This is a genomic window from Pseudomonas sp. F-14 TE3482, assembly GCF_053629455.1.
Genome location: NZ_JBRJII010000001.1, coordinates 264,221 through 280,323 on the forward strand (window position 1 = coordinate 264,221; position 16,103 = coordinate 280,323).

Here is a 16,103-nt window from a genome sequence, read left to right on the forward strand (position 1 = left end):
CCTCAGAAAAACACCGCCGCCAAACCCACGGGGACTCCATGGAAAGAACCACCGTCAAACCACTTCTGCTTGCTCTCGCCCTCGCTACAACCGCATCACTCGCACAAAACGCCCAAGCCGCCACCACCCTGGTCTACTGCTCAGAAGCCAGCCCCGCCGGCTTCGACCCCAGCCAATACACCAGCGGCACCGACTTCGACGCATCAGCCGAAACCGTCTTCAACCGCCTCACCCAATTCAAACGCGGTGGCACCGAAGTCGAACCCGGCTTGGCGACAAGTTGGGATGTCTCCCGGGACGGCCTCAGCTACACATTCCACCTGCGCGACGGCGTGAAATTCCACACCACCGACTACTTCACCCCGACCCGCGACTTCAACGCCGACGACGTCCTGTTCACCTTCCAGCGCCTGCTCGACCCGCAAAACGCCTTTCGCAAAGCCTACCCCGCCGAGTCGCCGTACTTCACCGACATGGGCCTGAACACCACGATCAAAAGCATCGACAAGATCGACGACCACACCGTGCGCTTCAGCCTGAACAACATCGACGCCGCATTCGTGCAGAACCTCGCCATGAGCTTCGCCTCGGTACAGTCCGCCGAATACGCCGCCCAACTGTTAAAGGAAGGCAAAGCCGCCGACCTCAACCAGAAACCGGTCGGCACCGGCCCGTTCGTGTTCAAGCGCTATCAAAAGGACTCGCAGATCCGCTACGCCGCCAACAAGGCCTACTGGAAGCCCGAGGACGTGAAACTCGATAACCTGATTTTCTCGATCACCCCCGATGCCGCCGTGCGCTTGCAGAAGCTCAAGGCCGGCGAGTGTCAGGTCAGCGGCTACCCGCGCCCGGCAGACATCGAAGTCATGGAGAAAGACCCGAACCTGACCGTGCTCAAACAGGCCGGTTTCAACCTCGGTTTCCTCGCCTACAACGTAACCCATCCGCCGCTGGACCAGCTCAAGGTCCGTCAGGCGCTGGACATGGCTATCGATAAACCGGCGATCATCAAAGCGGTCTACCAGAGTGCCGGGCAGCTGGCGCAGAACGCCCTGCCCCCGGCGCAATGGTCCTATGACCCGACCATCAAGGATGCACCGCACGACCCGACCAAAGCCCGCGCGCTACTAAAAGAAGCAGGGGTTGCACCAGGTACCACCATAAATTTGTGGGCCATGACCGTGCAGCGTGCCTCCAACCCCAACGCGCGGATGTCGGCGCAGATGATCCAGCAGGATTGGGAGAAAGTCGGGATCAAGGCCAACATCGTCAGCTATGAGTGGGGCGAGTACATCAAGCGCGCCAAGAACGGCGAGCACGACGCGATGATCTACGGCTGGACCGGCGATAACGGTGACCCGGACAACTGGCTCGGCGTGCTCTACAGCTGCGCTGCGGTGAAAGGTAGCAATTACGCCAAATGGTGCGACCCGGCCTACGACAAGCTGGTGCAGCAAGCGAAGGTGTCTACGGACAAACAGCAGCGGGTCAAACTGTACCAGCAGGCACAGCAAATCCTTAAGCAACAAGTACCTATCACGCCTGTCGCCAACTCGACCGTGTTCCAGCCACTGCGCAAGGAAGTCACCGACTTCAAGATCAGCCCTTTCGGCCTTACCCCCTTCTATGGAGTGGGTATAAATAAGTAACACCAGGCGCCAACCGGGTGCACCAGACGCCCCGGCTGCCCCTTGTCGGTGCGCGATTTGCACCGTAAAAAACCTGCGCAAACGGTCAAATGCGCGAGTATTTATACATATGCGACATTAAGGTACGTTCGTGCCACTGTTTAAGGTTTGGAGCCATTCAGGATCTTGCATTGGGTATGGCCCCTGCATAAGTATCCGCAGGTCGACTCACGAGGTCGTCCTCTAATTCCAAAAATGACAACAAATCATGAGGCCACCATGCTTAAACACGCGGTCATTCCGTTTTTAGTCGGCGCAAGCTTATTAGCCAGCGCACCTTTCGCCCAAGCGGCGACTAACCTGGTGTTTTGCTCCGAAGGGAGCCCGGCCGGTTTCGATCCTGGTCAGTACACCACCGGAACCGACTTCGACGCCTCTGCAGAGACCATGTTCAACCGCCTGACCCAGTTCGAGCGCGGCGGCACCGCCGTTATTCCTGGCCTGGCGACCAAGTGGGACATTTCCGATGACGGCCTGACTTACACCTTCCACCTGCGCGAAGGCGTCAAGTTTCACACCACCCCGTACTTCAAGCCAACTCGTGAGTTCAACGCCGACGACGTGCTGTTCACCTTTAATCGCATGATTAACAAGGATGATCCGTTCCGTAAGGCGTACCCGACTGAATTCCCGTACTTCACCGACATGGGGATGGATACCAACATCACCAAGATCGATAAAGTCGACGACCACACCGTCAAGTTCACGCTCAAAGAAGTTGATGCCGCGTTCATCCAGAACATGGCCATGAGCTTCGCCTCGGTCCAGTCCGCCGAGTACGCTGCCCAGCTGCTCAAGGAAGGCAAGGCTGCCGATATCAACCAGAAGCCGGTCGGTACTGGCCCGTTCGTGTTCAAGAGCTACCAGAAAGACTCCAACATCCGCTACACCGGGAACAAGGACTACTGGAAGCCTGACGACGTGAAGATCGATAACCTGATCTTCGCCATCACCACCGACCCGTCGGTACGCATCCAGAAGCTGAAAAAGAACGAGTGTCAGATCACCCTGTTCCCTCGTCCGGCCGATCTGAAAGCGTTGAAGGAAGACAAAACCCTGAAGGTGCCTGACCAGGCCGGTTTCAACCTGGGTTACATCGCCTACAACGTGATGGACAAGATCAAGGGCAGCGATCAGCCAAACCCGATGGCTCAGTTGAAAGTGCGTCAGGCACTGGACATGGCCGTCAACAAGCAGCAGATCATCGATTCGGTTTACCAGGGCGCCGGCCAACTGGCCGTCAACGCCATGCCTCCGACCCAATGGTCTTATGACACCACCATCAAGGACGCGCCATACAACCCTGAGAAAGCCAAAGAGCTGCTCAAGGAAGCCGGCATCAAGGAAGGCACCGAGATCAACCTGTGGGCAATGCCGGTGCAACGTCCCTATAACCCTAACGCCAAGCTGATGGCCGAAATGCTCCAGTCCGACTGGGCCAAGATCGGTATCAAGGCCAAGATCGTCACCTACGAATGGGGCGAGTACATCAAGCGTTCCAAAGGCGGCGAAAACGGCGCGATGCTGATTGGCTGGAGCGGCGACAACGGTGACCCGGACAACTGGCTGAACGTGCTGTTCGGCTGCGATTCGCTGCAAGGCAACAACTTCTCCAAGTGGTGCGACAAGAAGTTTGACGGCATCGTCAAAGAAGCCAAGCGCACCACCGATCAAGCCAAGCGCACCGAACTGTACAAACAGGCGCAACACGTCCTCAAAGATGCTGTTCCAATGACACCTATCGCTCACTCGACGGTGTTCCAACCCATGCGCGACAACGTGCAGGACTTCAAGATCAGCCCGTTTGGCTTGAACTCCTTCTACGGCGTCAGCGTCAGCAAATAAGAAAAGGCAGCGGCGACGTTTTCAGCGGCGCCGCTGCTTTTTTCTGCCGAGAAGATAGGAATTTGCCTACATCCTAATCCGCTGTCTGACGCAGCCAGGGGTTAGGACGCGTTGCCTTTTCCTACGAGTCTTTAGGACTCAGCGCATTTACTGCCAGACCCACGGCACCTACCGTCGGGATCTGACCAGCGACTGCGTGGCTATCGGTTTGCTGCCCGTATTGGTTTGAGCTCAATGCAGCCACAACACCTCCAGACGGGGTCGCGGCGCATTGAATAAACACTACAAAAAGAGGGAGCGTCATGCGCCATACCTTGGTTTTATCCGCATTGCTGGGCACCGGCCTGCTGGCCGTCACTTCCGTTAGCCAGGCCGCCAATAACAGCCTGGTGTTCTGCTCCGAAGGCAGCCCCGCCGGTTTCGACACCGCGCAATACACCACGGCGACCGATAACGACGCCGCCGAGCCGCTGTACAACCGATTGGCAGAATTTGAAAAAGGCGCCACCAACGTCGTACCGGGCCTGGCAACGAGCTGGGATATTTCCGAGGACGGCCTCAAGTACACTTTTCACCTGCGCGAAGGGGTGAAATTTCATACCACCAAATACTTCACGCCGACCCGCGATTTCAACGCCGATGACGTGCTTTTTACCTTCAATCGCATGCTCGATCCGCAGCAACCCTTCCGAAAGGCTTATCCAACCGAGTTCCCGTATTTCAACGGGATGAGCCTGAACAAGAACATCGCCAAGGTCGAGAAGACCGGGCCGCTGACCGTGGTCATGACGCTCAACAGTGTCGACGCCGCGTTCATCCAGAACATCGCCATGAGCTTCGCCGCGATCCTGTCCGCCGAATACGCCGATCAGCTGCTGGCCTCCGGCAAGCCGAGCGACATCAACCAAAAGCCGATCGGCACTGGCCCGTTCGTGTTCAAGAGCTACCAGAAAGATTCCAACATCCGTTACAGCGGCAACAAGCAATACTGGGACCCGAGCCGGGTCAAGCTCGACAACCTGATTTTCGCCATCAACACCGACGCCTCGGTGCGCGTGCAGAAGCTCAAGGCCAACGAATGCCAGATCACCCTGCACCCACGCCCTGCCGACGTGACCGCGCTGAAAAACGATCCGAAACTGCAATTGATCGAAAAGCCCGGGTTCAACCTTGGTTACATCGCCTATAACGTGCGGCACAAACCGTTCGATCAGCTCGAAGTGCGCCAGGCGCTGGACATGGCGGTTAACAAGCAAGGCATTCTCAACGCCGTCTATCAAGGCGCCGGTCAACTGGCAATGAACGCCATGCCACCGACTCAATGGTCCTACGACGAGACAATTAAAGACGCCGCCTACAACCCGGAAAAGGCCAAGGAATTGCTCAGGGCCGCCGGCGTCAAGGAAGGCACCGAAATCACTCTCTGGGCCATGCCGGTTCAGCGTCCGTACAACCCCAACGCCAAGTTGATGGCCGAAATGCTCCAGGCGGATTGGGCGAAGATCGGCCTCAAGGTCAAGATCGTCAGCTACGAATGGGGCGAGTACATCAAGCGCACCAAGAACGGCGAGCACGACATCAGCCTGATCGGCTGGACCGGTGACAATGGCGACCCGGACAACTGGCTCGGCACGCTGTACAGCTGCGATGCCATTGGCGGCAACAACTACTCCATGTGGTGTGATCCGGCTTACGACAAGCTGATCAAGCAGGCCAAAGTCGTCACTGACCGTGACCAGCGCACGGTGCTCTACAAACAGGCGCAACAGTACCTCAAGCAGCAGGTGCCCATCACGCCGGTCGCCCACTCGACGGTCAACCAGCCGTTGAGCGCCAAAGTCGAAGGATTCAAGGTGAGTCCTTTCGGTCGTAACGTGTTCTCGGGCGTCAGTATCGACCAATAACCGATTAGCCAGAATCGCTGGGGGCGGCTTGCGCTCCCACGCAAGCGTATTGCCGTAATTCGCCAATCTGGCCTGTAGCAAACGTTTGCAATGCCTTAAATGTGTTCTAACCAAATAGCCGGATCACCAAAAAAAGACCGGCATAAAAAAAGAAAACAAGGAGCTTCACCCATGAAACTGAGCAGCACCGCGTTATTGGCCTTGGCCATCAGCAGCGTGACCGCTACGGCGTACGCAGAATCCCAAAGCCAGGCATTTACGCCGGTTACCGTTAAAGAGAAAAGTGCCCAGAGTGAAGCCACAGGCTTTGTCGAAGGCCAATCGATCACCGGCAGCACGCGTAACTGGTACGCCAATGAGCAACTGAAGCGCGGCGCCACGTTCAGCTACAAGAAGAATGGTGTATCGACCCCGACTGATCGTCGTATCAATTGGGTTCAGGGCACTATCCTCAAGTACAACTCCGGTTTCACCGAAGGCACCGTAGGTTTCAGCACCGAAGTGGCGGCCTACAACGCCATTGCTCTGGATCGTGATCGCAAGGATCTGGCGTCCAATAATGGCGGCGCACCGGGTACCCGTTCTGGCGCGGGCAACAACCGCACACTGACCGAGGAAGGTGGCGACGCCGTCGGCCAGTGGAGCAAGCTGGGCCTGGCCAACGTCAAGGCCCGCGTGTCCAACACCACCCTCACTGCCGGCCGCCAGAACTTCAGCAGCCCGATGGTCGATGTCATCGGTAACCGTGCATTGCCTTCAAGCTTCCAGGGTGTGAGCCTGCACAGCGAAGAGCTGGAAAACCTGAGCTTCGACATCGGCACGTTCGATCGCAACTCGCCACGAACCGAACAAAGCCAACGCAAGTTCCGCACCGAATACGCCAACGGCATCGTTGAAACCGATCACGTCCACACGGCCGGTATCACTTACACGCCATTTGCCAGCCTGACCACCAGTCTGTGGGGCACCCAGGCTGAAGACCTGTGGAACCAGTACTACTTCGGCGCCACCCATGTGCTGGGCGACAGCCAGGTCCTGAGCCTGACCACCGGCCTGAACTACTACAAAACCCAGGAAGAAGGTAAAGCCCTTATCGGGCAGATCGATAACGACACCTACTCCCTGTCGTTCGGCCTGACCCACCAGGCTCACAGCCTGACCTTCTCTTACCAGGAAATTAACGGTAACGAGTACTTCGACTACCTGCACGAAACCAACGGCATCTACCTGGCCAACTCCCTGCTGTCGGACTTCAACGGCCCGAACGAGAAGTCCTTCCAGATTGCCTACGGTCTGAACATGGCCGAATACGGCGTGCCTGGCCTGAAGTTCAACATCTACCAGGCTCGCGGCTGGGGCATCGACGGCACTCACTACACCGGTAACGAAGGCGTAGCAGGCAAGGGTTACGACGGTATCCAGTCCCAGGACGGTGAACACCACTATGAATATGGCATCGGTGCTTCGTACGCCGTGCAGAGCGGTCCACTCAAGGCCACCGCTATTCGCGCGACCTACACCGCTCACCGCGCCAGCGAAAACCAGGCGGATGGCAGCATCAACGAGTTCCGTCTCGTGACCACCATCCCGTTCAACATTTTGTAAAACCCATGCCGGCGGCTGACTCATGATGAGTCGGCCGTCTGGCTTTTCTGTTCAACCGATTGCAGAGGGCTCTAGATGAAAATGCTTCCCCTACGAGCGGCCATCGCTGCCGCGTTGCTGAGTGTCGCCGTCGGCGCCTCGGCCAAACCCTTGGTGGTCTGTACCGAAGCCAGCCCGGAAGGCTTCGATATGGTCCAGTACACGACTGCAGTCACAGGCGATGCGGTGTCCGAAACCATCTTCAACCGTCTGGTGGGCTTCAAGCCCGGCACCACTGAAGTGATCCCGGCACTGGCCGAGTCGTGGGACATCAGCGATGACGGTCTGACCTACACGTTCCACCTGCGCAAAGGCGTCAAGTTCCACACCACCGATTACTTCAAGCCGACCCGCGACATGAATGCCGACGACGTGGTCTGGAGCTTCCAGCGTCAGCTGGACCCGAAACACCCATGGCACAAACTGTCGAGCGTGGGCTTCCCGTACTTTGAAAGCATGGGCTTCAAAGAGCTGCTCAAAAGCGTCGAGAAAGTCGACGACGACACGGTCAAATTCACCCTGACCCGCCGTGAAGCGCCGTTCCTGGCCGACATCGCCATGGCCTTCTCCTCGATCTACTCCGCCGAGTACGCCGATCAGTTGCTCAAGGCCAACAAGGCCGGCGACCTGAACAGCAAGCCGATTGGCACCGGCCCGTTCGTCTTCCAGCGCTACGCCAAGGATGCTCAAGTCCGCTTCAAGGCCAACCCGGATTACTTCGGTGGCAAGCCCCCGGCTGATCCGCTCATATTCGCGATCACCATCGACAACAACGTGCGCCTGCAAAAACTGAAGGCCAACGAATGCCAGATCGCGTTGTATCCCAAACCCGATGATGTCCCTAGCATCAAGGCCGACCAGAACCTGAAGGTCGACGAACTGGCTGCAATGACCACCAGCTACACCGCGATGAATACCAGCCGTAAATACATGAGCGATGTACGCGTACGCAAGGCGATAAACATTGCATTCGACAAGCCGACTTACGTCACTAGTTTGTACGGCAAGGGCAACGCCGTCATTGGTACCGTCCCCTATCCTCCGACCCTGCTAGGCTTCAACGACAAACTGAAAAACCCACCGCGCGACCTTGGTAAGGCCCGTGAACTTCTCAAGGAAGCGGGTGTACCGGAAGGTACCGTGCTGACGCTGTTTACCCGCAACGGCGGTGGCCCCACCAACCCTAATCCACTGCTGGGCGCGCAAATGATGCAGTCGGATCTGGCACAGATCGGGATCAAGCTCGACATCCGTGTCATGGAATGGGGAGAGATGCTCAAACGTGCCAAGAATGGCGAACACGACCTGGTATCGGCAGGCTGGGCCGGCGATAACGGCGACCCGGATAACTTTCTTACGCCGAACCTGAGTTGCGACGCAGCGAAAAACGGCGAAAACTACGCCCGGTGGTGCAACAAGGAATTCCAGGACTTGATCGACAAGGCTCGCGGCGGCACTGACCCGGCTGCCAGGGCGGCGCTCTACGAACAAGCGCAGGAAGTTTTCGACAAGGACCAGCCATGGATTCCCATGGCTTATCCGAAAATGTTCACGGCAATGCGCAAAAACGTCGAGGGCTACCACCAGAGTCCTCTGACAACCAATAACTTCGCCACCACCCAGGTGAAGTAGATAAGAAACGCCCGGCATCGCTGACCCCAGCGCTGCCGGGCACGCCTAACCGGCTGATGAGGTACACCACACGATGTTTAGTTTTATTGCCCGCCGATTGGGGTTATTGATCCCCACGTTCTTCGGCATCACCTTGCTGACTTTCGCGTTGATTCGCATGATTCCAGGCGACCCCGTGGAAGTAATGATGGGCGAACGTAGAGTCGACCCCGAAATGCATGCTCAGGCAATGGAACGCCTAGGTCTGAACAAACCCCTGTATGCCCAATACCTGGATTACATCGGCAAGTTGGCCCACGGCGATCTCGGCGAATCCCTGCGTACCCGTGAAAGCGTCTGGACCGAGTTCAGCTCTCTATTCCCCGCGACCCTGGAACTGTCCATGGCCGCCCTGTTATTCGCAGGCATCCTGGGCCTTCTGGCCGGGGTGATTGCGGCACTCAAGCGAGGATCCCTGTTCGACCACGGGGTGATGGGCGTCTCCCTGGCGGGATACTCGATGCCGATCTTCTGGTGGGGCCTGATCCTGATCATGTTCTTCTCGGTGAGCCTGGGCTGGACCCCGGTGTCCGGGCGGATCGACCTGCTCTACGACATCGAGCCGCGCACCGGTTTCATGCTGATCGATACGCTGCTGGCCGATGACGTCGGGGCCTTCTTCGATGCCCTGCATCACCTGATCCTGCCGGCCATCGTGCTCGGTACCATCCCGCTGGCGGTGATCGCGCGGATGACCCGCTCGTCGATGCTCGAAGTGCTGCGTGAAGACTACATCCGTACCGCCCGCGCCAAAGGCCTGTCGCCATCGCGCGTGGTGTTCGTTCACGGCCTGCGTAACGCATTGATTCCGGTACTGACCGTGGTCGGCCTGCAAGTCGGCACGCTGCTGGCCGGTGCGGTCCTGACCGAAACCATTTTCTCCTGGCCCGGCATCGGCAAATGGCTGATCGAAGCCATTGGCGCACGGGACTATCCCGTGGTGCAGAACGGCATCCTGTTAATCGCCTGCCTGGTGATCCTGGTCAACTTCGTGGTGGACATCCTCTACGGCTTTGCCAACCCACGCATCCGTCATCAGCGCTGAGATCAAGACCATGACCACTCTCATTACACCGGTAGCAGTCGATCAAAGCCTGCTGTACCCGTCCCCGTATAAAGAATTCTGGCACGCGTTCTCCAGGAACAAAGGCGCCGTCGCCGGCCTGATGTTCATGCTGCTGGTGATCTTCTGCGCGATTTTCGCGCCATGGGTTGCACCGCATGACCCAAGCGAGCAATACCGCGACTTCCTGCTGACCCCGCCGTCCTGGCTGGAAGGCGGGCAAATCCAGTTCCTGCTCGGCACCGATGAACTGGGTCGCGACCTGCTGTCGCGGCTGATCAACGGTTCGCGCCTGTCCTTGCTGATCGGCTTGTCGTCGGTGGTGATGTCGCTGATTCCGGGCATCCTGTTGGGTCTGTTCGCCGGGTTCTTCCCGCGCGTGCTCGGCCCGACCATCATGCGTCTGATGGACATCATGCTGGCCCTGCCGTCCCTGCTGCTGGCCGTGGCGATTGTCGCCATCCTCGGCCCTGGCCTGATCAACACCATTATTGCCATCGCCGTGGTTTCGTTGCCGTCCTATGTTCGTCTGACCCGCGCCGCGGTGATGGGCGAATTGAACCGCGACTACGTGACCGCCGCGCGCCTGGCCGGTGCCGGTCTGCCACGCCTGATGTTCGTCACCGTGCTGCCCAACTGCATGGCGCCGCTGATCGTTCAGGCCACCTTGAGTTTTTCTTCGGCAATTCTCGATGCCGCGGCACTGGGCTTCCTCGGCCTTGGCGTACAACCGCCAACACCTGAGTGGGGCACCATGCTGGCTTCGGCTCGTGACTACATCGAACGTGCCTGGTGGGTGGTGAGCTTGCCTGGTTTGACCATTTTGCTCAGCGTGCTGGCAATCAACTTGATGGGCGACGGCCTGCGCGATGCGCTGGACCCGAAACTCAAGAACGCCGCCTGAGGAGATTCAAATGTCACTGTTAGAAATCAAGAATCTCAACGTTCGCTTCGGCGACGCCAACGCCGTTCCGGTGGTCGACGGTCTCGACATTACCGTGGACAAGGGCGAAGTGCTGGCTATCGTTGGCGAATCGGGTTCCGGAAAGTCCGTGACCATGATGGCGCTGATGGGCCTGATCGAGCATCCGGGGATCGTCACCGCCGACGCCCTGAATTTCGACGGCAAGAACATGCTCAAGCTCAGCAACCGTCAGCGTCGGCAAATCGTCGGCAAAGACCTGGCCATGGTTTTCCAGGACCCGATGACCGCGCTGAACCCGAGCTACACCGTCGGTTTCCAGATCGAAGAAGTGCTGCGCCTGCACCTGAAAATGTCCCGCAAGGACGCCCGCAAGCGTGCCATCGAACTGCTGGAAAAAGTGGAAATCCCGGGCGCCGCCAGCCGTATGGACGCCTATCCGCATCAACTCTCCGGCGGCATGAGCCAGCGTGTTGCAATCGCCATGGCGATTGCCGGCGAACCGAAACTGCTGATCGCCGACGAACCGACCACCGCGCTGGACGTAACGATTCAGGCGCAGATCATGGACCTGCTGCTGGCCCTGCAGAAAGAGCAGAACATGGGCCTGGTGCTGATCACCCACGACCTCGCGGTCGTGGCCGAAACCGCCCAGCGCGTGTGCGTGATGTACGCAGGCCAAGCGGTTGAAGTCGGTCAGGTGCCACAACTGTTTGACATTCCGGCGCACCCGTACAGCGAAGCACTGCTCAAGGCGATTCCGGAACACAGCCTGGGCGCCGCGCGCCTATCGACATTGCCGGGCATCGTTCCCGGTCGTTACGACCGCCCGCAAGGCTGCCTGTTGTCGCCGCGCTGCCCGTACGTGCAGGACAACTGCCGCACCCAGCGTCCGGCCCTTGACCCGAAAAGCAACAGCCTCGCCCGCTGCTTCTACCCGCTGAATCAGGAGGTGGCGTAATGGCCGTCGTACTTACCGCCCGCAACCTGACCCGTCACTACGAAGTGTCCCGTGGCCTGTTCAAGGGTCATGCGACCGTGCGCGCCCTCAACGGTGTGTCGTTCGAACTGGAAGCCGGCAAGACCCTCGCCGTTGTGGGCGAATCGGGTTGTGGCAAATCCACCTTGGCCCGGGCCCTGACGCTGATCGAAGAACCGTCCTCCGGCTCCTTGAAAATCGCCGGGCAGGAAGTCGCGGGTGCCGACAAGGCTCAGCGCAAGCAACTGCGCAAAGACGTGCAGATGGTGTTCCAGAGCCCGTACGCGTCGCTGAACCCACGGCAGAAAATCGGTGATCAGCTCGCCGAACCGCTGCTGATCAACACCAACCTGAGCGCCTCGGAACGTCGCGAAAAAGTCCAGGCGATGATGAAACAGGTGGGCTTGCGGCCTGAGCATTACCAGCGCTACCCGCACATGTTCTCCGGCGGTCAACGTCAGCGGATTGCCCTGGCCCGCGCGATGATGCTGCAACCCAAAGTGCTGGTGGCGGATGAACCGACCTCGGCGCTGGACGTGTCGATCCAGGCGCAGGTACTCAACCTGTTCATGGATTTGCAGCAAGAGTTCAACACCGCTTACGTGTTCATCTCCCACAACCTGGCGGTGGTGCGCCACGTCGCCGATCACGTGATGGTGATGTACCTCGGTCGTCCGGTGGAAATGGGCCCGAAAGAGGACATCTACACTCGCCCTCTGCACCCCTACACCCAGGCGCTGTTGTCGGCGACCCCGACTATCCACCCGGACCCGGCCAAGCCGAAAATCAAGATCGTCGGCGAGCTGCCAAACCCGCTGAACCCGCCGTCCGGCTGCGCTTTCCATAAGCGCTGCCCGTATGCGACCGAGCGCTGCACCACAGAAGAACCGCTCCTGCGCCTGGTCGACACTCGCCAGGTGGCTTGCCACTACGCCGAGCAATTCCTCGACGGCGCGGCGTAAAAACGGCCTGAAAAAATGAGAGCGAGCTTGCTCGCGAAGTCGGTGTTTCAGTCACCATCACTGTCGACTGACAGATTGCTTTCGCGAACAAGCCCGCTCCCACAGGGACCGAGTTGACCAGACCCCTTCCGCCAGACTGCGCATCAGTCAGGCAGGAGGGGTTTTCTTTTGTCCGTGATTTACGTTTGCGTGTCTTCCTCATCCTCTTCCTCATCGGCGTCTGGATCATCATCGCCTGATTCGGTCGCAGCGATCATCTGCTCGCTGTGCACGCCTTGCCCGTTCAAGGCCTGTGTTTCGTGGTTCTCACATTCCGCCCACGCCACCGCCGATGTGCCGAGGGACAGCAGCACCAAAACCTTAAGCAACAACACAATGCGTTGGTAAATACTCATAGCCGATTCCATCCTTTGTGGGGTGAAGCACGGATGCCTGACAGGTAATGAATGAAATTTAGTTCCGATTGACCGGGTTCTCCAGACAGCACGCTACCGGGTAGCAGAAAATCCCGTTGGCAGGGAGATTGGTTTGGAATATGAATTATGCCGAACAGCAATTTCAAAATCAGTGATAACCCGTGGCGAGGGAGCTTGCTCCCGTTCGGCTGCGCAGCAGACGTAAACCCGAAGAATGCAGTTTGACTGAACTACCACAGTGAATGGTTTTGGGGCCGCTTCGCAGCCCAGCGGGAGCAAGCTCCCTCGCCACAGGGAAATTTATTGGTCAATAAAAAAGCCCCGAGGCTTACGCATCGGGGCTTTGGTGTTACGACTCAGCGCTTAATGATGCTCACGCGTCGCCCTGAATTTCACATCCGGCCAACGCTCTTCCATCAGCGCCAGGTTGACCCGCGTCGGAGCCAGGTAGGTCAGGTGACCACCACCATCGACCGCAAGGTTTTCCACGGCCTTGACCCGGAATTCCTCGAACTTCTTCTTATCGTCGCAATCAATCCAGCGTGCGGAATAAACAGTGATCGGCTCGTACGAGCACTCAACCTTGTATTCCTCTTTCAAACGGCTGGCGACCACGTCGAACTGCAGCACACCGACGGCACCCAGGATGATGTCGTTGCTGCGCTCTGGGAAGAACACCTGAGTGGCGCCTTCTTCGGCCAGTTGCTGCAAGCCCTGACGCAGTTGCTTGGATTTCAGCGGATCACGCAGACGCACACGACGGAACAGTTCCGGGGCGAAGTGCGGAATGCCGGTGAAGCCCAGGACTTCGCCTTCGGTGAAGGTGTCGCCGATCTGGATGGTGCCGTGGTTGTGCAAACCGATGATGTCGCCAGCGAAGGCTTCTTCCAGTTGCTCACGCTCGGAGGAGAAGAAGGTCAGCGCATCGCCGATCCGCACGTCTTTACCGGTGCGCACGTGGCGCATTTTCATGCCTTTTTCGTACTTGCCGGAGCAGATACGCATGAAGGCGATGCGGTCGCGGTGTTTCGGGTCCATGTTCGCCTGGATCTTGAACACGAAACCTGAGAATTTCTCTTCAACCGGTTCCACGGTGCGCTCGTTGGCGACACGGGCCAGCGGTTTCGGCGCCCAGTTGACCACGGCGTCGAGCACGTGATCGACACCGAAGTTGCCCAATGCAGTACCGAAGAATACCGGTGTCAGTTGGCCGTCGAGGAATTCCTGTTGATTGAATTCGTGGCAGGCGCCCTGCACCAGTTCCAGCTGATCCACGAAGCGGTCGTACTCGTCGCCCAAGTGCGCGCGGGCTTCATCGGAGTCGAGCTTCTCGATGATTTTCACGTCGGTGCGCTCGTGGCCGTGACCAGCGGTGTAGACGATGATGTAGTCGTCGGCGAGGTGATAAACGCCCTTGAAATCGCGGTAGCAGCCGATCGGCCAGGTGATCGGCGCAGCCTTGATCTTCAGGACCGCTTCGATTTCGTCGAGCAGTTCAATCGGGTCGCGAATGTCACGGTCGAGTTTGTTGATGAAGCTGACGATCGGCGTGTCACGCAGACGGCAGACGTCCATCAGGGCGATGGTCCGTGGCTCTACACCCTTACCGCCGTCGAGGACCATCAATGCCGAGTCCACCGCTGTCAGGGTGCGGTAGGTATCTTCGGAGAAGTCTTCGTGGCCCGGGGTGTCGAGCAGGTTGATCATGTGATCGCGATACGGGAACTGCATGACCGACGTGGTAATCGAGATACCACGCTGCTTTTCCATTTCCATCCAGTCGGAGGTGGCATGGCGGTCGGATTTTCGAGATTTCACCGTGCCCGCAATCGCAATCGCCTTGCCCATCAGCAAGAGCTTCTCGGTGATGGTGGTTTTACCGGCATCGGGGTGGGAAATAATGGCGAAAGTGCGGCGTTTCGCGACTTCGGCGGCCTGTTTGGTCATGGGAAATCGCCTGGCAGGTGATTCAAAAAAGGGCCGCGATTATAGCCCAACTTCATCGAAGAACCGAACCGTTGAGCACATTAGGGGTGGCCAAATGCTGCTTCAGATGGGAACCTTTCGGAGCGTGGAGGCGTCCACTCCCCTGTTACGGCTATTCGTCAGGGTTGAAAAATCAGCAAGTTAGCCTGACGAGGCTGCGCTTATGGCTCGATTTCATGCCGTTTTACCGGCACTGATAGAGCTGCTTTTCGCGAACACTGTCTTCGGCAGCCAGGAATGGCATTGCCACACGAAGCGGTGTCCGCCGACTGAAAAAAGGAGTCCGCCTGTGGCTATTCGCTATGGCAAGGGGCTGATAGGAGGTGCGGTTGTCGTCGCCCTTCTGGCCCTGCTGGTCCACTGGATTGGCATCAACACGATCGAACAGTACCGCGACGATTTGTTGTTTTACCTGCAAGCTCATCTGATTCTCGTCCTCGTTTCCATGCTGGCCGCCCTTGTAGTGGGCATACCCGCCGGTATCTTCCTCAGCCGCCCGACCATGGTTGGCCGCGCCGAACGCTTCATGCAGATCTTCAACATCGGCAACACCGTGCCGCCTCTCGCCGTACTGGCCATCGCCCTGGGTATCCTCGGCATCGGCAGCGGCCCTGCGATCTTCGCCTTGTTCCTCGCCTCACTGTTGCCGATTGTGCGCAACACCTACGAAGGGCTGAAAAACGTCCAGGGTTCACTCAAGGAAGCAGCCGTCGGCATCGGCATGACACCGACTCAGGTGCTATGGCGGGTCGAACTGCCGAACGCCGTGCCGATCATCATTGGCGGCGTGCGCGTGGCACTGGCGATCAACGTCGGTACCGCACCGCTGGCGTTCCTGATTGGCGCCAACAGCCTGGGCAGCCTGATTTTCCCCGGCATCGCCCTGAACAATCAGCCGCAACTGCTGCTCGGCGCGGCCTGCACCGCCCTGCTGGCCTTGCTGCTCGACGGACTGGTGACACTCGCCAGTCGCCTCTGGCTCGAACGCGGCTTGCGCCCGTCTTAAGCCTCGGCAAAGGAATT

General features: G+C 58.4%; 12 protein-coding genes. 10 read left to right on the forward strand and 2 right to left on the reverse strand.

Annotation, left to right across the window (positions count from 1 at the left end; translation table 11 throughout):
• Nucleotides 1–38: 38 nt before the first annotated feature.
• From AB7M26_RS01235 to AB7M26_RS01275, 9 genes are all read left to right on the forward strand, one after another.
• Nucleotides 39–1,649 carry an ABC transporter substrate-binding protein gene (locus AB7M26_RS01235; protein ID WP_123498935.1) on the forward strand — a complete coding sequence of 537 codons (1,611 nt, stop codon included), beginning with the start codon at nt 39–41 and terminating at the stop codon, nt 1,647–1,649.
• Nucleotides 1,650–1,907: 258 nt separating this feature from the next.
• Nucleotides 1,908–3,533, forward strand: coding sequence for an ABC transporter substrate-binding protein (locus AB7M26_RS01240; protein WP_008067278.1), 1,626 nt, complete (start codon nt 1,908–1,910; stop codon nt 3,531–3,533).
• Nucleotides 3,534–3,835: 302 nt separating this feature from the next.
• Nucleotides 3,836–5,437: an ABC transporter substrate-binding protein gene (locus AB7M26_RS01245; RefSeq protein ID WP_123498933.1), complete on the forward strand. Its 1,602-nt coding sequence runs from the start codon at nt 3,836–3,838 to the stop codon at nt 5,435–5,437.
• A gap of 171 nt (nt 5,438–5,608) precedes the next feature.
• A complete protein-coding gene (locus tag AB7M26_RS01250; protein ID WP_123498930.1) occupies nt 5,609–7,042 on the forward strand; it encodes an OprD family porin in 1,434 nt (477 codons plus the stop codon).
• A 75-nt stretch (nt 7,043–7,117) separates the two neighbouring features.
• Nucleotides 7,118–8,713: an ABC transporter substrate-binding protein gene (locus AB7M26_RS01255; RefSeq protein ID WP_123498928.1), complete on the forward strand. Its 1,596-nt coding sequence runs from the start codon at nt 7,118–7,120 to the stop codon at nt 8,711–8,713.
• Between the two features lie 73 nt (nt 8,714–8,786).
• Nucleotides 8,787–9,797, forward strand: coding sequence for an ABC transporter permease subunit (locus tag AB7M26_RS01260; RefSeq protein WP_063341564.1), 1,011 nt, complete (start codon nt 8,787–8,789; stop codon nt 9,795–9,797).
• Between the two features lie 10 nt (nt 9,798–9,807).
• On the forward strand, nt 9,808–10,719 hold the full coding sequence (locus AB7M26_RS01265) for an ABC transporter permease subunit (protein WP_095631254.1): 912 nt from the start codon (nt 9,808–9,810) through the stop codon (nt 10,717–10,719).
• 10 nt (nt 10,720–10,729) lie between these two features.
• A complete protein-coding gene (locus tag AB7M26_RS01270) occupies nt 10,730–11,698 on the forward strand; it encodes an ABC transporter ATP-binding protein (RefSeq protein WP_008067269.1) in 969 nt (322 codons plus the stop codon).
• Nucleotides 11,698–12,678: a peptide ABC transporter ATP-binding protein gene (locus AB7M26_RS01275; protein ID WP_123498926.1), complete on the forward strand. Its 981-nt coding sequence runs from the start codon at nt 11,698–11,700 to the stop codon at nt 12,676–12,678. The genes AB7M26_RS01270 and AB7M26_RS01275 overlap by 1 nt, the downstream gene beginning before the upstream one ends.
• 179 nt (nt 12,679–12,857) lie before the next feature.
• On the opposite strand, the gene AB7M26_RS01280 is transcribed toward AB7M26_RS01275, so the two are convergent.
• Nucleotides 12,858–13,073: a hypothetical protein gene (locus AB7M26_RS01280; protein WP_123498924.1), complete on the reverse strand. Its 216-nt coding sequence runs from the start codon at nt 13,071–13,073 to the stop codon at nt 12,858–12,860.
• Nucleotides 13,074–13,457: 384 nt separating this feature from the next.
• Nucleotides 13,458–15,041, reverse strand: coding sequence for a peptide chain release factor 3 (locus AB7M26_RS01285; protein WP_123498922.1), 1,584 nt, complete (start codon nt 15,039–15,041; stop codon nt 13,458–13,460).
• 328 nt (nt 15,042–15,369) lie between these two features.
• Here AB7M26_RS01285 and AB7M26_RS01290 point away from each other — a divergent pair, with 328 nt between their 5' ends.
• A complete protein-coding gene (locus AB7M26_RS01290; RefSeq protein WP_007900385.1) occupies nt 15,370–16,086 on the forward strand; it encodes an ABC transporter permease in 717 nt (238 codons plus the stop codon).
• Nucleotides 16,087–16,103: the final 17 nt, after the last annotated feature.